General features: G+C 58.7%; 8 protein-coding genes. 6 read left to right on the top strand and 2 right to left on the bottom strand.

Annotation, left to right across the window (positions count from 1 at the left end):
- On the bottom strand, positions 1 to 229 hold a 229-nt coding region (locus DM374_RS33900), incomplete at its 3' end, for a hypothetical protein (protein ID WP_225422631.1).
- On the opposite strand from DM374_RS33900, the gene DM374_RS30710 reads away from it, so the two are divergent.
- From DM374_RS30710 to DM374_RS30695, 6 genes are all read left to right on the top strand, one after another.
- Complete coding sequence (locus DM374_RS30710) at positions 191 to 18,979, top strand: hemagglutinin repeat-containing protein (protein ID WP_263854305.1); 18,789 nt, start codon at positions 191 to 193, stop codon at positions 18,977 to 18,979. The two genes, DM374_RS33900 and DM374_RS30710, sit on opposite strands and share 39 nt — an antisense overlap.
- 2 nt (positions 18,980 to 18,981) lie before the next feature.
- Positions 18,982 to 19,374, top strand: a complete 393-nt coding sequence (locus DM374_RS30705; RefSeq protein WP_225422629.1) for a hypothetical protein — start codon at positions 18,982 to 18,984, stop codon at positions 19,372 to 19,374.
- 112 nt (positions 19,375 to 19,486) lie between these two features.
- Positions 19,487 to 19,933 (top strand): hypothetical protein, encoded by a 447-nt coding sequence (locus DM374_RS33330; RefSeq protein ID WP_157969780.1) that lies wholly within the window; start codon positions 19,487 to 19,489, stop codon positions 19,931 to 19,933.
- Positions 19,934 to 20,341: 408 nt separating this feature from the next.
- On the top strand, positions 20,342 to 20,752 hold the full coding sequence (locus DM374_RS30700) for a hypothetical protein (RefSeq protein WP_157969779.1): 411 nt from the start codon (positions 20,342 to 20,344) through the stop codon (positions 20,750 to 20,752).
- Positions 20,753 to 21,239: 487 nt separating this feature from the next.
- Complete coding sequence (locus DM374_RS33325) at positions 21,240 to 21,764, top strand: hypothetical protein (protein ID WP_157969778.1); 525 nt, start codon at positions 21,240 to 21,242, stop codon at positions 21,762 to 21,764.
- 394 nt (positions 21,765 to 22,158) lie between these two features.
- Positions 22,159 to 22,704 carry a hypothetical protein gene (locus DM374_RS30695; protein WP_110973267.1) on the top strand — a complete coding sequence of 182 codons (546 nt, stop codon included), beginning with the start codon at positions 22,159 to 22,161 and terminating at the stop codon, positions 22,702 to 22,704.
- 331 nt (positions 22,705 to 23,035) lie between these two features.
- Here the strand turns inward: DM374_RS30695 and DM374_RS33895 are convergent.
- A partial coding sequence (locus DM374_RS33895; protein ID WP_225422628.1) for a hypothetical protein occupies positions 23,036 to 23,217 on the bottom strand: 182 nt, incomplete at its 5' end.

Genomic DNA, 23,217 nt, shown 5'->3' with positions numbered 1-23,217 from the left:
CACCACCGTAGTTGCCAGTCGCGACCTCACGGTCAGTACGGCCGAACTGGCGAACCAGGGCGGCACCCTGAATGCCGGGCGCCTCGCACAGATCGACGCTACGCAGCTGGACAACCAGAAGCGTGGCCGGGTCGTGGCGGGCAGCGTGGTGGTCAACGCCGATCAGGTGTTCAACAGTCAGGGTGGCCTGTTGCTCGGCAACGACGCACTGACCCTCAGCGCCGGGCATCTGGTCAACCGCAACGGCGAAGTGTCGGGGCAGGGCGATGTGATTCTGCGGCTGGCGACGCTGGACAACATCACCGGCCTGGTGACTGCAGGCCGCTCCCTGAGCCTGGACGTGAGCGGCGCGGTGAACAACAGCGCCGGCCAGATCGGCGCGGCCCGCAGCCTGAGTGCGCGGGTGGGCAGCCTCGACCAGCACGATGGCGGCCGCCTGCACAGCGACGGCGACCTCAGCCTGGACCTCAACCGTGGCCACCTGAACAACCGCAACGCAGTGCTCAACGCCAGCGGCCAGTTGACCCTCAACAACCTGAACACCGTCGATAACCGCCAGGGCGAAATTTCCAGCAACCGCGCCTTCACCGTTGCCGCGAACAGCCTCGACAACGGCGCCGGCAAGTTGTTGAGCGATCAGGGGCTGACCCTGCGTATCGCCGGTGCGCTGAACAATGGCGCCGGGATGATCGCCGCCAACGGCGTGCAAATCGACGTCGCCAGCCTGTTCGACAACACCCAAGGCGTGCTGTCCAGTCGTGGCGAGCTGGGTGCGCAGGTGGGCGGGGCGCTGGTCAATGCCAGCGGCACTATCACCGCGCAAGGCGACAGCCGGCTGGCGGTTGGCAGCCTGAACAACAACGCCGGGCGCCTGCTCGGTCAGGCGGCCGTGAGTCTCGACCTCAATCGCGGCCATCTGGATAACCAGGGCGGTTTGATCAACGCGCCGGGCCGCCTGTTGCTGAGCAACCTTTCCAGCGTCGACAACCGCGCGGGGGAAATCTCCAGCACGCTGGGCTTCGAGCTACGCAGCGACAGCCTCGACAACCGCGACGGCAAGCTGCTCAGCCAACAAGCCCTTGCCCTTGCCATCGCGGGCCTGATCGATAACGGCAGGGGCCGTATCGACGGCGCTTCCTTGTTGATGCGCGCTGGCACCTTCGTCAATGGCGGCGGCCGGATCACGGCGCGGGAGGGTCTGGGGCTGACGGTCACCAGCGATCTGGACAACCGCAGTGGCGAGCTGCTCGCTGGCAATATTGACCTGGTGCTCGGCTCGCTGGACAACGGCGGCGGTCGTGTTCAGGCCGACAGTCTGCTGAAGATTTCCGGCGGCGCGATCGATAACCGTAGCGGCACCCTAGCCAGTCAACGCGATCTGGAACTGAGCGTAACGAGCCTGGACAACCGCACCGGCGAACTGACCAGCAATGCGGGGCTGACGGCTACGCTGGCCGGCCAGTTGCTGAACCAGAGTGGTCTTTTCAGCGCCGGTGGCGATCTGCGCCTGGTCAGTGGCGACCTGAACAATCAGCAAGGCCGACTGCTGGCCGGCAACGCTCTGGAATTACGTGCTGGCCTGCTCGATAACAGCTCCGCGGGGCGCGTTCATGGGCAGAATCTTAATGTCAGTGTCACCAGTCTGGACCAGCGCAATGACGGTCGTCTTTACAGCCGAGGCAGCCTGAGCCTCGACCTCAATCATGGTTATCTGAACAACCAGGGCGGCCTGATCAATGCACCTGGCCAACTGCTGCTGAACAACCTTGCACAGGTGGACAATCGACTTGGCGAGCTGTCCAGCAACCAGTCGTTCCTGCTCCGGGCCAGCACCCTCGACAACCGCAGCGGCAAGCTGCTCAGCGAACAGGCACTGACGCTGCGCATCGCCCAAGCGCTGGACAACGCCGCTGGGCAAATTTCTGCATTGCGGCTCGATGCCCAGGCTGGAGGCCTGGCCAATGGCCGCGGCAGCATTGGTGCGACCCAGAACGCCATTCTGCGGGTCGATGGCCTGCTCGATAACCACACCGGCGTGCTGTTGGCACGCAATCTTGAACTGAGCGCCGCTTCGCTGGACAACCGTAGCGGCAAGATCCAGGGCGACCAGACCCTGGCGATCACCAATGGCGGGGCACTGTTCAATAGCGCTGGCAGCCTGAGCGCAGGGGATCAACTGACCCTTGCTACCGGCAGCCTGGACAACAGCGGCGGTAACTGGTCCAGCAAGGGCAGCCTCACGGCCGTGATCGCCGGGCACTTGTCCAACCAGGCCGGGCTGGTGGCGACCAGTGGTGACCTCGACCTGACGCTCGGCAGCTTGGACAACCGGCAGCAGGGCCGGATCGCCAGCCAGGCCAATCTACTGATCCACAGCGGCGACCTTGATAACCGCAACGGCAACCTGACAGCGGATGGCCGGACACAGATCACGGCCAGCCAACTGCTCAACCAGGCTGGCCTGTTGAATAGCACGGGCGACCTGAGCCTGAATGCCACCGCGCTGGACAATAGCGAAAGCGGTCGCCTGTACAGCCAGGCGGGTGTCAGTCTCGACCTGAACGGTGGTCACCTGAACAACCAGACCGGCCTGGTCAATGCGCCGGGTCAACTGCTGCTCGCCAATATTGGCTCGATGGACAATCGCAACGGCGAGCTCTCCAGCAGCCTGGGTTTTGCCCTGGTGACTGCTTCGTTGGACAACCGAGGCGGCAAGCTGCTCAGCCAGCAGTTGTTGACACTGCGTATCGCCCGCGCGCTGGACAACGGCTTGGGACTGATATCTGCCGCGCGGCTGGATGCCCATACGGGCACCCTCGGCAATCTGCGCGGCACCCTGAGCGTCAGCAAGGACCTGGCACTGGTTGTCGATGGCTTGTTCGACAACAGCTTCGGCGAACTGCTGGCCGAGGACATGACGCTGACCCTCGGCTCGCTGGACAACCGTCATGGCCGCACCCAGGTCGATCGCAACCTGACGCTGAGCAGCGGCGGGGCAGTGCTCAACAACGCCGGGCAACTGATTGCCGGCAGCCGCCTGAGCCTGGCTGCCGCCAGCCTGGACAACAGTGGCGGCACCTTGACCAGTAATGGCTACCTGGAAGGCCGGGTCGCCGCGCAACTGCTCAACCATAATGGTCTGCTGGTCGCCAATGGCAATCTGGTGCTCGGCCTGGGTAGCCTGGATAACCAACAGCAAGGCCGCATCACCAGCAAGGCCAACCTGCTGATCGAGGGCGGAGTGCTGGATAACCGCAGCGGCTACCTCGCCGCCGACGCGGACGTACACCTGACCGCCAGCAGCTTCGACAACCGCCAGGGCGACCTTTACGCCCGAAAGCAACTCGACCTGCGAGCACACGGCGAACTGAACAACGCCAAAGGCACCTTGCGCAGCGACGGCACCTTTGACCTGAAAGCTGGGCAGGTGGATAACAGCGGCGGCGGCCGCATCAGCAGCGCCGGTCAACTGACCGCCAGCCTCAGTGGGCTCGACCAGCACAGTGACGGACAGTTGCTCAGCCAGTCGGCCATCACGCTCGATCTCAACAATGGCCATCTGAACAACCAGGGCGGACGCCTCAATGCTCCTGGCCAACTGCTGCTGAATAACCTGGGCAGCGTCGACAACCGTAGCGGTGAGATTTCCAGCAACCTGGCCTTTACCTTGGCTGCCGAAAAGCTGGGCAACAGCAGCGGCAAGCTTCTGAGCGAACAAGGCCTGACGCTGCGGATCGCGCATGCTCTGGACAACGCGGTGGGTATGATTTCCGCCCCCGTGCTGGATATTCGCGCGGGCAGTCTGGGCAACCAATCCGGCAGCTTCAGCACCAGTGGTGCGATCAGCCTGGTGGTGGACGGTGCGCTGGACAATCAGGGCGGCAAGCTTCTGGCCCGCAGCGCGACTGTTACCAGCCGCTCAATGGATAACCGTCAGGGCCTGGTGCAAAGCGATACCACCCTCGACCTGAGCAGCCTCGATGGCCTCGACAACCGTCAGGGCACGTTATTCGCGGTGCTGGGTTTCGACCTGAAGGCCGGCAGTGCCGACAACAGCGGCGGCAAACTGAGCAGCGACACCCTTCTGACCGCGCGGATTGCTGGGCAGTTGCTCAACCAGACCGGCCTGTTCAGCAGTGCCGGGACCCTGAGCCTCGCCGCTGGCGCGGTGAACAATAGCGATGGCGGACGTATCAACAGCGTCGGCCAACTGGACGTCTCGGTCTCCGCACTGGACCAACATGCCGATGGCCGTCTGTACAGTCTGGCCGGCGTTACCCTCGACCTGAACAACGGTCATCTGAACAACCAGCGCGGCCTGATCAACGCACCCGGCGCGCTGCTATTGCGTAACCTTGCCAGTGTCGACAACCAGGGCGGCGAAATATCCAGCAGCCAGACTTTCGAGTTGCTGGCCGCGAGCCTGGACAACCGCGCCGGCAAGATACTCAGCCAGCAGACGCTGACTTTTGGCATTGGCCAACTGCTGGACAACGGCAACGGTCAGGTATCAGCGGCGAAGCTGAGCCTGAGCGCCGGCACGTTGAGCAATCGGCTCGGCACTCTTGAGGCTCGCGACAGTCTGCGCGGCCAAGTCAGTGGCGAACTGGACAACCGTGAAGGTCGCATCCTGGCTGCCAGCGCCGTGCTCGCTAGCGCCTCGTTGAACAACGACAAAGGACTGATCCAGGGCGATGCATCGCTGGAGTTGCGTCAGCAGGGCGCTGTGGTCAACCGGGAAGGGCGACTGGTGAGTGGTCAGAGCCTGACCCTGAGGGCCGCCGCCTTCGAAAATAGCCAGGGCAGCTTCTCCAGTGATGGCGTCCTGAATGTGACGCTTGTTGGACAGTTGCTCAACCTTGGCGGGGTGCTGGCCTCAGGGAGCAATCTGAGCTTATCGCTGGGCAGCCTGAACAACGGCCAGCAGGGGCGGATCGACAGCAAGGCCAATTTGCTTGTCGACGGCGGTGCGCTGGACAACAGCGGCGGCGGTCGCATCAGCAGTGTTGGGCAACTGACCGCCCGTGTCAGTGGTCTCGATCAGCATGGCGCCGGTCAAGTACTCAGCCAGTCGGCGATCACGCTAGATCTCAACGACGGTCACCTGAACAACCAGGGCGGGCGTATCAATGCACCGGGCCAACTGCTGCTGAACAACCTCGGCAGCGTCGATAATCGGGACGGTGAAATTTCCAGCAACCAGGCCTTTACTCTGTCTGCCGGCACCCTGGACAACGGTGGCGGCAAGTTGCTCAGCGAGCAGGCCCTGACCCTGCGCATCGCCCGTATTCTGGAAAACACCAAGGGCCTGATTTCCGCGTCGACGCTGGATATCAGCGCCGGCAGCCTGGGCAACCAGTTCGGTAGCCTCAGCACCGCCGGTGCGCTCGTTCTCAACGTGGGCAGTTCACTGGACAACCAGGGCGGTAAGCTCCTGGCCCACAGCGCGACAGTGACCACTGGTTTGCTGGATAACCGTCAGGGTCTGCTGCAAAGCGACACAACCCTGAACCTGACCAGCACCGGCGTTCTCGACAATCGTCAGGGCACCGTGTTCGCCGCGCAGGGCTTCGACCTGAACGCCGGCAGTGCCAACAACGGCGGCGGCAGACTGAGCAGCGATACACGCCTTACCGCCCAAATCGCGGGCCTCCTGCTCAACCAGTCCGGCCTGTTCAGCGCGAGCGAACTGCGCCTGACCGCCAGCACCTTGGACAACAGAGGCAAGGGCACCGTGCATGCCGGTCAGCAATTGGTCCTGCAGGTTGACGGTGCGCTGAACAACGCACAAGGCAGCATCGACAGCGACGGCACCCTGATCGTGGCAGCGGGTGAAACGGACAACGGCAACGGTGGGCGCATCAACAGCGACGGCCAGTTGGATGTTTCCGTCGCTGCACTGGATCAGCACGACGATGGCCGTCTCTATAGCCTCGCCGGCGTTACTCTCGACCTGAGAAACGGTCACCTGAACAACAAGGGTGGCCTGATCAACGCACCGGGCGTGCTGTTGCTGCGCAACCTCGCCAGCGTCGATAACCGGGGCGGTGAGATTTCCAGTGCCCAAGCCTTCGAGCTGGCGGCGACCAGTCTCGACAACCAGAACGGCAAGCTGCTCAGCCAGCAGGCCTTGACGTTGCGCATTGCTCAACTGCTGGAAAACGGCAAGGGCACGATTTCCGCCGATGCCGTGGATGTTCGCGCGGGGCTGTTCAACAACCTGGCGGGCAGCCTCGAGGCTCGCAATGGCTTGGCCCTGCAGGTCGCCGGCGCGCTGGACAATCGTCAGGGCAAGCTGCTTGGGATCAGCACTCACCTCGCGAGTGCGAGCCTGAACAACGATGCCGGACTGATTCAAGGCGACAAGGACCTGACTCTTACCCAGACCGACGCCATCAGCAACCGTGGCGGTCGCGTGTTGGCCGGGCAGAACCTCACCGTGAGCGCTGATCGCCTCGATAACGGCCAGGGACGCTTCGCCAGTGATGACCGCCTGGCGCTGACACTGAGCAGCAGCGCGCTCAATCAGGGCGGTGTGCTGACCGCGGCCGGCGAACTGCAACTGACCGCTAGCAGCCTCGACAATCAACTCGCTGGGCAGATCTCCGGCAAGAGCAACCTGACACTGACCACAAATCGCTTCGATAACCGTGGTGGTCATGTGGTGGCGGTGGAGCAGTTGGCGATCGACAGCCTCAGTCTGGATAACCGTCAGGCTGGTTTGCTCAACTCCGGCAAGGCCATGACCCTGCGGGTGGGCGCATTGGACAACCGTGCGGGCGAGGTCGCCAGCGTCGGCAACCTCACCGTCAGTGGCAGCCGGTTTGACAACAGCGGCGCCGGTCGGCTGATCGCCAACGGTGATCTGCAACTGAACCTGGCGTACCTGGGTAACCAGTCCAAAGGCGTGATTTCCGCACAGAAGACCCTCAGCTTCAGCGGCGGCGAACTGGACAACAGCGATCAGGGCAGTCTCTACGCCAAGACCGGCGTGGGTCTGATCTTGCGCGCAGACAACGGCACAAGCGGTCTGCTGAAGAACCGCGTCGGCATCCTGCGTAGCGATGCTGCACTGAGTGTTGAAAGCGTCACCCTGAGCAACGACGGCGGTCGTGCCAGCGCTGCTGGTGCCTTGACGCTGGCCGTAGGGGATGCCATCAGTAACCTTGGCGGTGAATTGCTCGGCAGCAGCAACCTGACCCTGTCCGGCGCCAGTCTCGACAACAGCCGAGGTCGCCTTGCCGCCGACGGTCTGCTGCGGGTTACAACCGGCACTCTGATCAACCAGCAGGGTCGCCTGACCAGCGCCGACCGCCTGGAACTGACCGCTGAACAGACTGACAACCGCGCCGGTCGTATCGCCAGCGCGAAGGCCCTGAGTGCCAGCTTCACTGGTCTCGACCAGAGCAACGGCGGTGAACTGTTCAGCAACAGCGCCCTGACTCTGGACATGCACGGTGGCCTGCTCAACAACAATGGTGGCGTGATCAATGCGCCGGGCCCGCTGGTGTTCCGCAACCTGGCCAGCGTGCTTAATCAGCGCGGTGAAATCTCTAGTGAGCACAGCTTCATCCTGGCAGCGCGCAGCTTCGACAACAGCGGCGGCGCGTTGCTCGGTGACGCGGCATTGGAGCTGCTGATCGAACAGGCCCTGACTAACGTAGGCGGCGAGATTTCCGCTACCGGCCTGACGACCCGCGCCGCCTCGCTGGATAACCGTAACGGCCTCTTCAGCAGCACCGCCGGCCTGACACTCAACCTCACCGGCAACCTGCTCAACGCCGGCGGTGAAGTCTCTGCCGCCACGCTGGCAGTGGTCACCGCTGCAGCGCTGGGTAACGGCAATGGTCAGGTCATGAGCGACAATCGCCTCGACCTTAACCTGAGCGGGGTGCTGTTCAACCAAGCCGGAACCCTTGGCGCCGGTCGCGCTCTGCAGGTAACTGCCGCCAGCCTGGACAACCGCAACAACGGCAGTCTGGTCAGCGACGGCAGCCTGGATCTGACAGTCAATGGCCTGCTGGACAACCAGGCGGGCGGCAACCTGCTGGCCAAGGGCGCCATGCAGTTGCTGACCACGACGCTGGACAACCGGGGCGGTCGCGTGTCCGGCCAGAGTACCCTGACCCTGCGTGGTACCTCGGCGGACAATCGCGGCGGTGTGATCCGCGCGAGTCAGGCCACCACTGTGGGTCTGGCCCAGTTGAACAACCGCGACGGCCTGCTGGGCAGCGCCCAGGTGCTGGAACTCAATGCGCGTCAGCTGGATAACCAGAGCGGCCTGATCAGCGCCACCGGCCTGTTGCGGCTGAGCGCCGACAACGTGACCAACGCCAAGGGCCGTATCGCCAGCCAGAGTGATCTGGAGGCCACGGTGGGTGTGCTGGAGCAGCAGGGCGGTGAACTGGTGGCCCAAGGCGACTTGAGGCTGACCGGCAACGAACTGGACAACCGCAATGGCGGTCTGGTCGGCAGCACAAAAGCGCTGAGACTTGAGGTCGCCTCCATCGCCAACGGCGCCGGGGAACTCTCCAGTCAGCGCGAACTTGTCCTCAGCGGCCAGCTACTCGACAACAGCGCCGGCAAAGTGCTGGCCGGGACCCGTCTGGAGCTGACGGTCGCCCGGGTCGTCAACCAGGCCCGCGGCTTGCTGTTTGCTCAACACCTGAGCCTGACGGGCAACCGGCTAGACAATGGTCAAGGCACTCTGGCGGCGCAGGACTCGGTGACTGTGCAACTGAGCGCCACGGCCGCGCCATTGCTCGACGGTGCACTGAGCAACCGCGAAGGTCGTATTACCAGCGAGGGCAGCCTGAGTCTCAGTGCGGCGCAACTGGATAACGCGACCGGTAGCTTGTCCAGTGCCGGCGCGCTGGAGGTACGCAGCGGCACCGCGCTGCTCAATCAAAGTGGCACCGTCGAAAGCGCGCAGACGCTCAGCCTTGTCAGCGGGAGTCTGAATAACAGCGAGCAAGGCCTGATCAAGAGCCAGGGCGCCGCCACCGTCACCACCGGTGCGTTCGACAACAGCCAAGGTGGACGCCTGATCAGCAGCGCTGGACTCCATCTGACGGCCGGGCAGGTCAACAACGACGGGCGCATTGCCAGCGGCGGCATTCTCAATGCCAGCCTGAGTGGGCTGATGCAGCAGGGCGGGGAGTTGTTCAGCAACACCCAGCTGACCCTCGACCTCAACCACGGCAACCTGAGTAACGCCGGCCTGATCAACGCGCCAGTGCTGCTCTTGAACAACCTTGGCGAGGTGAGCAATCGGGGGGGCGAAATTTCCAGCCAGAACGCCTTCACCCTGGCTGCCCGCAGCCTTGACAACAGCAACGGCAAATTGGTCAGCAACCTCGGCCTGACCCTGCGTCTGGAGCAACTGCTGGGCAACGTTAGTGGCCGTATCAGCGCCGCCAGCCTGGATATCGCCAGCCTCGGCCTGACCAATACCGACGGTCTGCTCAGCAGCCGCGACATCCTGACCCTGGCGGTGGGCGGTGCTCTGAGCAACCAGCGCGGTACCCTGGTCGCCGACGGCAAACTGCTGGTCAGCGCTGCCAGTCTGGACAACCAGTCCGGCGAGATTGCTGCCAAGGCCGCGCTTGAGCTGGATGTTGGTCGCATCGATAACCGTGCCGGCCAACTGATCGGTACCCAGACCGTGCGTGTGGGTGCGACCAGCATGGACAACCGTAGCGGCCTGCTCGGTGCCACAAAAGCGCTGAAACTCGAGATCGGCGAAATAGATAACCGGGGTGGCGAACTGACCGGCAATGGTGACGTCAGCGTCAGCGGCCAGGCCCTGAAAAACAGCGACAACGGCGTAGTCTTCTCCGGAGCCAGCCTGACCCTGCTGATCCAGCAACTGATCAACCAGACAGGCGGGCAGCTTAGCGGCCAACGTATCTCTCTGACCGGTGTCGGCCTGGACAACACCGGTGGCGCCATCCTTGCCCAGCAATCGTTGGAGTTGGGCCTCAGTGGTGGCCTCAACAACCTTCGCGGTCTGCTCAGCAGCGAATCCAACCTCAAGGTCAAGGCGCGCAACCTCGACAACAGCCATGGTTCCCTGAACAGCGCTAATGGTCTGACCCTGGAGGTGAGCGAGGCTGTCAGCAACCTCAAGGGCGAACTGCTCACCGATGGCGCGCTGGTACTGGGCAGTGGCACTTTCAACAACGAAGAGGGCAAGCTCAGCGCCAAGGGCGCAGTCAGCCTGACCACCGGCACCTTGAGCAACCTCAAGGGCCAGCTCAACAGTGGCGCCACACTCGATCTGAGTGCCAATCAGGTCAGCAATGCCGGCGGCCGTATTGGCAGCGTCGATGTCTTGACTGCCAGCATTGGCGGCCTCGATCAGCAGGGCGGCAGGCTGTCCAGCAACACCCATCTGACCCTCGACCTCAACGGCGGCTTGCTGAACAACGACGGCGGCCTGATCAACACCCCTGGCACACTGCTGCTGCGTAACCTCGATGGCGTGCTCAATCGTGGTGGCGAGGTCTCCAGCAACCAGGCCTTTACTCTTGCGGCGCGTAGTCTGGATAACGGCGGCGGGAAGCTGCTGAGCAGCCAGGCCCTTGGGTTGGTGATCGCCCAGGCCTTGGGCAACGACAAGGGCCTGATCGGCGCTGCCAGCCTGGATATGGGGGTTGGCTCGTTGAGCAATCTCGACGGTGTCCTGAGCAGCCGTGGCAACCTCGGGCTCACTAGCAACGGCCTGTTGGACAACCGTCAGAGCGGCCTGATCAGCGCCGCTGGCATCTTGAATGTCAACAGCGGCAGCCTGCACAACCAGGGCGGCAACCTGCTCGGCGTCACTGGCGTGACCCTTGGCAGCGGCGTACTGAACAACAGCGATGGCGGTTTGATCAACAGCCGCAGTGGCCTGACCTTGGCTGTTAGCGATCTCGCCAGCGGTAATGGCGGCGAAATCTCGGCCAGAGGCGACCTGGGTCTGACCCTAAGTTCGTTGCTGCTCGGCAACGGTCGTATCGTTGGCGATCAGGCCGTCCGCTTCGATCTCAACAACGGCAACCTCGATAACAGCGGTGGTCTGATCGCGGCCAAAGGTGCCTTGAGCTTCTTGCGGGTTGGCACCTTCACCAATCAGGCTGGGGAGTTCTCCAGCCAACAGAACATCAGTGTCGACGCCAATCGTCTCGACAACAGCAATGGCCGGTTGATTACCAGTCAGGTACTGACGTTGAACGTCGGGACACTGATCAACCAGAACGGCCTGCTGTCCGGCTGGCAGGGTTTGGCCCTCACCGGTGGCAGCCTCGATAACCGTAGCAAGGGCACCTTGTCCAGCCGCAACGGTGCACTGACCCTCGCCCTCAGCGGTGCCGTGCTCAATGGTAACGACGGCGCCCTGGTCAGTCAGGGCCGGATGGACGTCAGTGCCGCCAGCTTCGACAACACCGGTGGCATCGTCTCCAGCAGTGCTGCGCAGACCCTGACGATCAGTGGCCTGCTCGACAACAGCGTTGGCGGACAGATCGACAGCGGCGCTGGGCTCGAGCTGACGGTCGGCAACCTCGACAACCGCAGTGGCCTTGTCACCGGCAGTGCCCAACTGACTCTCGACCTTGCCGGTGTGCTTTACAACCAGAACGGTACGCTGCTCAGCGCCGGCGCTCTGTGGCTCAAGCGCGCGCTGCAAGTGCATAACAGCGGCGGGCAGATCGTCAGCCAAAGCGGGATGAATCTGTCGCTGGGCACACTGGACAACAGCGGAGCAGGCACTGTTGCCGCCAGGGGCAATCTGCAGGTCAACGCCGCCAGCGTCATCGACAACAGTGCGGATGGCCGGATCTACAGCCAGGACGCCGATGTCAGCCTTGGCGCCGTTCAACTGCTCAACGAACAGGGCAAGGTGCAAGGGCAGGGCAGCCTGACCCTTCGTGCATCGGGAACCCTGAACAATCGCAGCGGCGGAGTACTGTCGCGTACAGGCAACCTGCTGCTCGACGCGGGCAGTTTCGATAACGCTGGCGGTACCCTGGCGAGCCTTGCGGGTGCGGTGGACGGCAATGTCACCAACGAACTGCACAACAACGGTGGCGTGATCCAGGGCCAGCAACTCACCCTGTTCGGCGGCTCCATCGATAACAGCGACGGTCGCATGGCCGCCCAGACCGGTGATGCACGCGTCAGCGGCGGCAATCTCACCAACACCCGAGGTGGGTTGTACGCCAAGGGGCTGGTGCGGGTGGACGGATTGGCCTTGGACAATGGCAGCGGTCAAGTCGCAGGCAATCGTGTCGAACTGGCGCTGCGGGATGACCTGAGCAACCGATCAGGCGTGATCGAGAGCGACAGTCATTTGCTGGTAACGGCGACCGGCGTGGATAACCAGAGCGGTGTGCTGCGCGCGCTTGGCGGGGCAGGGAAGAGCGACTTCCAGGTCGCTGGGGTGTTCAACAACCAGAATGGCAGGCTGGAGGTCAGCAGCGCCGATCTGATCCTGAAGGCCGCAGGGCTGCGCAACCTGGGTGGCAGTGTTCTGCACGCTGGGCTTGGGACGTTCGACATCTCCACCGCCAATGTCACCAACAGCGGCGGCACGTTGGTCACGCGTGGCGGGCTCACGCTGACCGCAGATAGCTGGATCAACAGCAGTGAGATTCAGGCGGGGCGGTTGACCGTCAATGTGGGCGAATTGACCCAGACGGAAAGCGGGAAACTGCTCGCGGTCGAGAGTTTCACCGGCAGCGGTGGCAACTGGAGCAGCGCGGGACGGATCGAGAGCGATGGCACCCTTTCCCTGGACCTGAGCGGCAGCTTCAACAGCACTGGCCGGCTGAGCAGCGTGGGTAACCTGAGCCTCGCTGCGGCCAGCTTGTCACTGTCCGCGGCAGGTCGTCTCATGGCAGGTGGAACCGGTGTCTTGACCCTTGGCGGGCAACTGACCAACAGCGGTCGCCTCACCGCCGCTGGCGATCTGACCCTGAATGCCGCGACCTTGAACAATCACGGTACCTTGGGGAGCACCCAGCGCCTGACCTTGAGCGCGTCGAACCTGCTCAACGAGCAAGGCCTGATCTTCAGCGGTGGTGATATGGCGTTGTATGCGGGCGCTTTCACCAACCGGTATGCGGATGTTTACAGTCTGGGCGCGTTGAGCATTGGCAAGGATGCTGCCGGTGGTCGGGCGCTTTCGGTTTTGAATCGGTCGGCGACCATTGAGTCTGTCGGTAATCTGCGGATTGCGGCGGATGTGGTGGAGAATGCGAAAGATCAATTCACTCTAGAGTCGAAGCTTCTTTCCGGAAAGTTGAGTGCTATTTGCCTGGATGATTGTTTTATAGAGGACAATGGTTATTATCAAGGTTGGGGTCAATACGTTCTAAAAGAAAATTTTGAGTCTATTGCTACAGCAGACAGTGCAAGCTCCTCTATTTTAACTGGTGGAAGTTTTCAGGTCTCTGGTGGCCGGTTTTCGAACCTTTACAGTACGGTCTCCGCTGCCGGAAGTGTCGGTGTCGATGTTTCTAATTTCGAAAACCAAGGTGCACAGATTGGTAACTATAGCGTCACCAAGTATTATGAGCCGGAGCACCGCTATGGGGTATATGCTGATCAGCTTGAAGCCATAGCCACCACCGAGTTCTACATTTACAACTCTAGAAATAATCCTGAATTTCCTGTTTTGGAGTACACGGCGCGTGGTGACTGGCAGGGCTCGGTTCGTGGTGAGGACAAGAAATACAGACTTGTGCCTTATGCCAAGGATGTTCTGGGTGATGGTGCTAGTAGTCGTGTTGTTGTTTATTGGTATCCAGAAGGTTTCGAGATAGAGCAGGATCGGCCGGGAGGTTATCTGTTCTCTTCCTCATCCGCACCAGATGAGTATTATTTGGGCGCCAACGCGCTGATTTCAAAATTTGATCCTGCTAATTTGGTTGCTGCACCTGCTCTAATTACCTCCCTTCCATTGATAAAGAGTGAGGTGGTTGGTGATTTTTCTAATTACATGTCCGCCATCCAGGCAGGCGGCGCTGTTTCTATCACCGCCAGCAACTCCATCAGTAATGGGGTGGTCACGCCTTTTGCACAGACAGTAAGGGGCGCAAACCGGGTACAGACAACTTCAGTAGGCGCAGCTACATCCTCCATAAACATACCAGGCACTCAACTTCCACCTGATCTCGCCCAGCAACAGATCAATCCGCTGACCCTTCCAGGCTTCAGCCTGCCTGAGGGCAAGAATGGGCTGTTCCGCCTGAGCCAGCAGGCCAATACCGTCGGCCAGATCACGCAGGCCGATAGCGGCTCGCAAAACTGGACGCTGAGCGGAGCCACCATCGATCTGACCCAGCGTGAGCGAGCACTGCCGGAAAGCCAGGGCCGCAACCTCCAGCTCGATGACATCGATCAGCTGTCTGCCAACACCCGACAGCTCTCCATCGCAGCACGTACAGCCGAAACCATTGGCGCCACCGCCACCTCCATCAGTGTTTCCAATGTTGGTGCCGTGGACAACGGCACTTGGCAGTCTGGTCGTAGTAATGGTGGCGACATCACTCGCAGCGACGGCATCGGCAGTCAGGGCGCCACTGGTGCTGCTGGCGGCGCGGTCAGCGCTTCGGGCCCGAACGTAAACGCCGGCCTGGCGACGACCGACCGTGACACCCGAATCACCCTGACGACCCCAGGTGGGCAGTCGGGCAACGGCGGCCCCCAGCTGAGTGTTCCAGGCCTGTCGACTGGGGACCGCAGCACAACGGTGGGTCAGGTTGGAGGCAATCCTGCAGATCCGCAGACGCCCGGTCTGACGCCGGGTAGCCGCGATACGCAGATCACACTCACCACTCCGGGTGGTGCCGGGCAACCAGGCTTGAATGTGCCCGGCCTCTTCTCTGGTAGCCGCGATACTTCAGTCATCTCCGGCCAGCCTTCAGGCACTCGCCCAGACCTGCAACTGCCGGGGCTGAGCCCGGGCGAGCGTAATACTCAAGTGGCTGTGACCACCCCCGAGGCTTCCGGCACCAATCTGCCTGGCATGACGTTGCCTGAACTGACGCCGCAGGCAGCACAGGTCAGTGTGACTGCGCCAAAAGTCGCCAACGCTGCCACCGTTGCGTCGCTGGTGCGCGAGCCTCTGGCGGCTACCGCGAACGTGCAGCAGCCCGCTGTCCCGGCAGTCGATAGCCATGCCACTACTCAACCGGCCACTGCCCAGACCATCGAGCGTGTACAGGGTCTGCCGGACCGTAGTGGCGTATCGCAGCCGCATAAATACCTGATCGAAACCAACCCGGTACTCACCGAACTCAAACAGTTCATGAGCTCCGACTACCTGCTCTCCGGCCTCGGCTACAACCCAGATGACAGCGCCAAACGCTTGGGCGACGGCCTCTACGAGCAGCGACTGATCCAGCAGGCGATCGTGGCAAGGACCGGCGAGCGCTTCATTGGCGGCCTGAAAACCGACGACACGATGTTCAAGTACCTGATGGACAACGCCATCGCCAGCAAGCAGCAACTCAACCTGGCCGTCGGTGTGGGCCTGACGGCAGAGCAGGTTGCGGCGCTGACCCACGACATCGTCTGGCTGGAAGAAATGGAGGTGAACGGCGAAAAGGTGCTGGTGCCGGTGCTGTACCTGGCCAACGCCAACAACCGTCTGGCACCCAATGGTGCACTCATCGCCGGCAATGACGTCACCCTGATCGCAGGCCAGGACCTGCTCAACGCAGGCACTTTGCGCGCGACCAACAACCTCTCGGCGATGGCTGGCAACGACATCATCAACAGTGGCCTGATCGAAGCAGGTAATCGTCTCGACCTGCTGGCCGGCAACAATATCGTCAACAAGGCCGGGGGCATCATCAGTGGGCGCGACGTCAACCTGACCACAGTGCTGGGCGATGTGATCAACGAGCGTTCGATCACCAGCGTCGATCGCAATACCAACCTGGGGAACCAGCGCACCGACTACGTCGGCAACGCCGCGCGAATCGAAGCGGCCAACGACATGAGCATCAACGCGGGTCGCGACATCCTCAACGTCGGTGGTGTGCTGCAAAGCGGTCGTGACATGGGCCTGCAGGCTGGTCGCGATGTGCAACTCATTTCTGCCGAAGCCACCAGCTCCACCAGCTATGGGCGCACCACTACCCAGGTCATAACCCAGAACGGCTCGACGGTTTTAGCTGGTCGTGACTTCAGCGCCGTTGCCGGTCGCGACTTCACCGCCATTGCCAGCCAAATCGATGCACAGCGTGATATCGACATCACGGCGACCGGCGACATGACCATTGCCTCGGCGGCCAATGAAGATCACTACGCCTACACCTCTAAAACCATCAAGAAACAGGAAGACCAGATCAGTCAGGTCTCCAGCACCCTCAAAGCGGGTAGCGACATCGCCCTGAGTGCTGGTCAGGATCTCATCCTGAGCGCTAGCCGGGTCACGGCGGGTGATGAAGCCTACCTGGTAGCGGGCGGGAATCTTGCCCTGCTCGCGGCCGAAGACAGCGACTATTCGCTGTACGACATGAAGAAAAAGGGGAGCTTCGGCAGCAAAAAGACCAAGCGTGATGAAGTTACTCAGATCACCAATATCGGCAGCGAGATCACCACGGTTGGTGATCTGGTTCTGAAGAGTGGTAACGACCAGTTGTATCAGGCCGCCAAGCTCACCAGCGGTGGCGACCTGACCATAGACAGCGGCGGCGATCTGACATTCGAAGCAGTCAAAGACCTGCATCAGGAAAGTCACGAGAAGAGCAGCTCCGATGTCGGCTGGTTCAGCATGAAGGGCAAGGGCAGCACCGATGAAACCGTGCGCCAGAGCGAACTGGTGGCTCAGGGTGAACTGGTCATCAAAGCGGTTGGCACCATCCACGCAGATGTGTTGCAGGTCAACCAACAGACCGTGCACGAATCCATCGACGCCATGGTCAAGGCCGATCCGAAACTGGCGTGGCTGAAAGAGCTGGAGGCGCAGGGCGGAGTCGACTGGCGGCAGGTGCAGGAGATTCATACCAGCTTCAAGTATTCGAACTCGGGGTTGGGGCCGGCGGCGCAGATCATTATTGCGATCCTTATGTCTGTGCTCGTAGGGCCTGCTGCTGCGGGGATGGTTGCTGGCGGAGGCGCAACGGCTGCGGCAGTCGGTGCAGTCGCTGCCAGCGCTGCAACTACCGCCACGGTCAGCACGATCAACAACCGAGGTAACCTTGGAGCAGTACTCAAAGACGTCACTTCCTCGGATGCGATAAAGGGATATGTGGTCGCTGGGGTAACAGCGGGTGTCACCAAAGGCCTTATAGATCCGAAGTTCAGTGGCACAAATGCAGCCTTTGAAAATACAGCGGGCTTTGACTTGGGAACCCTGGAAGGGTTTACCGGCTACAGCGTTCGAGCCGGTGTTATCGGCGTAACAAATGGAGCGATCAGTACCGCCATCAATGGCGGAAGCTTTGGCGACAACCTAGCCGGAGCGTTGGCATCTCAAGCAAGCAACGTAGTCATGGCTACGAGCTTCAACGCTGTAGGCACCTGGGCGGAAGGGAAATACGCCGATGGCAGCCTGCAAAAGGTCGTCGCGCATGCCTTAGTGGGCGGCTTGCTAAGTGAAGCAACCGGGGGAGACTTCAAAACAGGAGCACTGGCGGCAGGTGCGACTGAAGCCATGGTTGAAGCGCTTTCAAATGAGCTGACGATGAATAAGGACATGGAGTCCCTGGCGTCTCAGATCATTGGTGTAGCGGCAGCCGCATTTACCGGCGGCGATATGGCCAAGGCCGCGGAGCTTGCCAGAAGCTCCAACGCTTACAACCGGCAGCTACATAATTTCGAGGCGAAGCAGATCGCCAAGGAAGCTGCCAAGCTGACGGCTCAAGGCCAATCGAAGTCGGGCATGCTTTGGGAAGACCTGCTGCTTATTGCGTCTGGCGCTGAACTGGACGCGCAAGGCACTGCCAGGTTGAAGGGCATTCTCAATATCTATGGGAGCAGTGACCCGGGCTCGGATTGGTTCAATCATGACATGGAGCAAGCTTTTGCTGTCATTGGCAAGCTCGCCAATCAGGGGCTTGTGCTCACATGGGATGATGGTTCAACCGTTGTGGCCCATGGAGAGCCTGTTTATGCATTCCAAGCGACGGAGAAGCAATGGGCTGACTCCAATCTGTTCAATACCGATCTGAGCAAAGCTCAAGCGACCAATTACCACGCGTCCTACACGGAGCTGCTACCTAAGGCGTGGAGGGAACAGTTCGGCTCAGCCCAGGCTGGGCAATATGTGCGGGAAATCGCTAAAGCGGCGGGGAGCAGTCCCGAGGATTTGAATACCGCTTTCGAGAGGATGGCGACGGTTGCTCACGGCGGATTGCTTCCAGTCACTTGGGATTTGGACATTGCGCTGAGCCTGGCCGGAGGCGGGAAGCTTGGCGTAGAGGCAACGAGGAATCTTGCAAAATGGATCTCTGCTAGGCTTGCTGTCAATGCTGAAAAAGGAACAGTTAATGCGGCCGTTGATGGCGCAGGCGGCATTACTACCGCGGCTAAAACTATTCCGTACGAGCCTAAAGGCTCGGTTGTTTTACAAGGTGACGCTCCCGTTTGTGGTCCAGCTTGCGCAGCAATGACAATTACGGACAATACCGGGGTATCTATTAGTCTTGATAAAGCGATCGGGAGTTTTGTGAATGGTATTAGGCCGACAGGTGTTAATACTTTGGAGCTGTCTGATGTGATATCAAAAGCAGGTGTGAAGAATACCGTAAACCTAACAATGCTGCCTGAGCAACTCAATAAGGCACTGCAAGAAGGGGTGAGTGTTATCGTGCAAGTTCCTGCTGGTAAGGATAAGCACTTCATTATTGTTGATGGGATTAAAGCTATTGATGGTGTAAGTTACTATATGACGCGAGATCCACTTGCAGGGCCAAGAGGAGTTCAGCAAGGACTGCTAGATGGGGCAATCTCTTGGGGGGTTAATGCCATTGTGATTGGGAGGTGATAATGAAAGTTGGGGAATTTATTGAGCTGGAAGGTTGGTTGGTTATTATTGACTATAAGCTTTTTGTAATACCTGAAGATTATTCAGATGATTATGAGAGTGGTGAAAAAATCGAGGTGGTTAACTCCGAAATCATGTTTTCTGTAACGGATAAAATTCTACCCCTAGCAGGGGGAGGGAGCTTTATTTTTCATAGGGCTAAGATTTCTGCTTATTTGGTAGAGATTTTCCCTATTAAGGTTAAGTTGGTAAAATTGCTTGTGGAGGAGCGGGGTGGAGATTTTGTTGATATAGACGTTGAAGGGTGTGATGTAGAGAGGTGCAAGGCTCGGTACGAAAAGTTCCTTGAGGGGAGGCGAGTTAGTGATTCTGGCGACTGGCTGGATTATTTATAGCGTGATAGCCAAGGGGGTTAGGGAAGGAGGCTGGTGAAAAAATTAAAATAAATGCTTCCTCTTTTCGATTTGTCTTTGTGGGTGTGATTCTGAGTTTATTCAAGGATGCGATATGCCAGAAGCAGTCAGGCTGTTTCTTTTGATTTTGGTGTTTTGTCTGGCCAGTTGTTCGATTTTTCCGGAGACCAAAGAATCGCTTTTGGGTTCTGGGAAGAAAAGCCCTGAATACTGCTTGAATCAAGAGCGTGAGCTTGTGGAACAACGAATTGAACGCTATTTGGCATCATGCTTTGGATACTCTCAGGTGAGTGTGGGGAACGGGACAAGATTTACCATGGAGTACCGAGTTAGAAAAGAGCGTAGTTTCAATCAAACGGAATATTCGGTTTTTTCGCCCTCAGGCACAGGTGCTGGATATTTTTTGAATGTTATTGTCGCTGGTAGGCAGTCGGCGTGTGCTAGTCGTCTGTTCGGGACTGCTTATAATTTTATGTGGGCTTTAAAGTTTGAAGATCTGAAGAAAAGTGCTGTTGGTGAGACGGTATCTTGTTTTTTCTGACCTTGTTAATAAAGTCTATTGTTAGGTGCTGGGCGTAAAGTAATGCCGTAAAAGCTGCCCTCGGCAGGCCACTGTGACCATCGCCGCATAAACGTGTTGTGCACTTGCAGTAATGAGTTAACTGGCGGCGACGCTCCTTCAGTCAGCCAAACAGTCGTTCGATGACATTGTGCTCCCGGTACTTGAAGTTGTCGAATAGCCACAGCAAACTAGGCTTCGGTTTCCACTTCATGGCGCGGTAAGGAATGACAGGCCGTATTTGAAAAGGGGACATGAAATGGGGTCAGATGTATTTTTCTGAAGATCTGAAAAATACATCTGACCGCCTTTTCACTATAAGCCTCCTAGTGGCCTGAGCGGCAATGCCGGGTTGCCACAAGGCTTATTCAACTCGGTTCGGGGGCAGCCATGAATGAAAAGCAAAGGTTGGAGTGCTCGCAGATTTCAGATATGTCATCTGAGCAGGCTGCTGAGTGGATCATGAATAGATACCCTCTGCATTCTTCCGATTATGGCGAGGCATTCATACTAATACCTCATAGGTCATGGAGTCGGAGCGAACAACGAAAGCTGGCGAATTATTATCTCAGGAAAATCCCGTTTGCAGGCGGACGGTCTTATGAGTCGCTCGCTTCGATCATGCCGGCGAGAGTTTTGCTTGTAGAGGTTTATAAATATCTTCCAGACAATAAGCTGGATCTTGAGTTGTTGATTTATTATTTGACTCCTGCATTGTTGAAGTGCGCGAGGGCTGATCAGGATGTTCAGGCGGTCGAGGATTTTTTAAGGGAAGTCGGTAATCGCCTGGGTGAAAAGTAATAGTAAAGGGGCAGGCTGGGAAATGGGTTTTCTTTTTCTGAGATAAAACAGAAAGAACAGGAAGCACAGGAAGAAGCACAGAAAGGGGCAGATTTATTTTTAGTGGTGAGGTGAAGGCGAATTGACTTCAAAAAGAGAGAATGAAAAGAGAATGAAAAGGGGACAGATTTATTTTTCTGAATGAAAAGGGGACAGATTTATTTTTCTGAGGTCTGAAAATACATCTACCCCCTTTTCATTTTTTTTCGTCCCTTTTTTATGCCGGCACTGATCACTGGCATGGCTTATCAGTATGGATCGAATCTAAGAGCAAGAACGCCTAATCTTTTGGCAATAAATTACTATTGGAGACTGGAACGCTGAATAGGTGAACTTGCAGAATTTCAGTGGGCCCTCTATCACCCGAAGGCTTAGGGAGGCTGGGCTGTTAGAGAATGATCTAAATCAGTTACTTTCAACTCCAGACAACCCTTGTTAAAGGATAAATATGCGCTCTTTCATCCTTGCTTTAACCGCCTTAATGACCGTTGGTCCTGTTTCTGCTTCAGAGGGATATGACCCCAATGCACTGCCGCGGCTCGAAAATGGGATCAAACAGTACTTTGGGGATGAAAAGGGCGATTATATTGTCCCAGGGTGGCTGTTATCCCGACAGGTATACGAATCCCTGCGTCATCCAGGCAACCCCGGGGACGCTCCCGTGCCAACTTTTTCTGACGTGGGCACGCTAAAGCTTCTTCAGGGATGCAGACCACACTCATGCACCGAAAAAGCGGCTGTTATTTATCAGGATCGTAAAGTAGTCGGTGCGGCGATCATAAGCAATAAATGCGCTAAGGCCGCCGGAAAAACATCATGTGATACGACACCAACGCTGACTATTTTTGAGCACAACCCAATTTCACTTAACACTAACATCGCGAGGAGTATGCTGAGGGCATGGGGGAAGTCCAAGCATAGTACTATCCCAACCGAGATTTACGCTTTACGCGCCCTTAAAAGCAAGCCATGAGAACTCAGAGCCTAGCTACCCGCCTGGGATGGCATGCCTTCCTGTACGCGCTCCCAGGCTAGATGGGCGGCGTTTTTTGGAATGGCATGGTAGAGCCGAGCTGGGGGATTGTTCTCTACATTCTCAGCGTGTTAAATCGGTATTACCTATTTCTTACATTTCTGAGTCGGTGTTTGGGCTTCCATCGATAGCCGTAGCGTTTGAAAGGGGGGGTGTCTGGACGGGAATAACGTTCTTTGTATACCATCGCGGCCGTATGTTCTACGGAGCGCTTGCCGATTTTGGTAGAGAAGATGCGGGCATATATATGCCCTGTAACACTAGAAAGTTAATGGGTGCCAGTTCTACTGAGCGTTCAGGAGTTTGAGAATAGTTTTCGAGTACAGGATGTCTCATGAAGAAAATAATGTTGGCTGCATGTCTATTATTATTGGTTGGCTGCAACACTACACCCCGTGACAGGGCCACCATCTACTACGATCGGACGCAGTTTCCGTCTCAGGTCCGTAGCGACTTTCCGGATATCAAAGGGCCGATCGTGCAGCATGGTCGATGCTCATTGCTGATTTCAACGCCGGGCTCCACCACCGGGGCTTACCATTTCTGCACTTTCGCGCTAACTCAAGATGAGCTTTATGTTCAGACGTGGGACGCCAAGGCGTTGAAGTACACCGAATTGTTGAGGGTTGATTTCTCGACCTTGAGCAAGGTCGCCATCGATTCGTTTTTTCGCACCAACCAGGTACAACTGATCGAGCCGCGCCGCCAGAGCGCGTTGACCGTGGTGATCGATGAGGGCGGTTACAACGACTCGGCAGCGACTGAGCGGGTGTACGAAACCATCAGGAAGCGAGGAGTAAGCGTGGTGAAAAGTGAAGGGATGATGATGCCACCTGCGCCACCGACGCCCATGATCATTCCAGTCATCGTTCCTCGATGACCATGGAAAGGAGGTCACGATAAGAGCCGGTCGGGTGCTCAGCTAGCAGTTCCGGCCCAGCTTCTGAGGAGGAGTGGTTGCCTCAGTTTGGCGGTTACCCGTGTAGCGGATTACGGGGGGGAGGGGCGGTGCAGGTCCATCCGCTTGCACCATGTCAACGGGCCCGGACCAGCAACGGATTGTAAAACACCAAATCACCACTGAACGTTGATGCCACACGTGAACAAGTACACAATTGAGGCTATCCCTCGCTGAGGGAGTTGAATAAAACCTTATTTTTCAACGGGTAGGACACCGGGTGTGAGTCTCGTTTCCCGCTCCAAATATGGCGCTACAGAGTTCTGAAAAGGACTTTGTAGCCAAAGAGAAAAGGCCCTTCGGGGCCTTTTTTCGTTTCCGCTGAAAACTGCGGAAATCCGCCGGTAGCCACGCATTTCAAGTGCGCGAATCGGGTGCCTGATCCCATGGGGCGCTGAAGCGGATTTGCGTTGGAATAGCTTGGGTAATGTGACA

It is taken from the genome of Pseudomonas huaxiensis, assembly GCF_003231275.1.
In the GTDB taxonomy this organism is placed as follows: Bacteria; Pseudomonadota; Gammaproteobacteria; order Pseudomonadales; family Pseudomonadaceae; genus Aquipseudomonas; species Aquipseudomonas huaxiensis.
The sequence above is the reverse complement of the archived record's forward strand: the minus strand, read 5'-3'. Positions and strand labels throughout refer to the sequence as shown.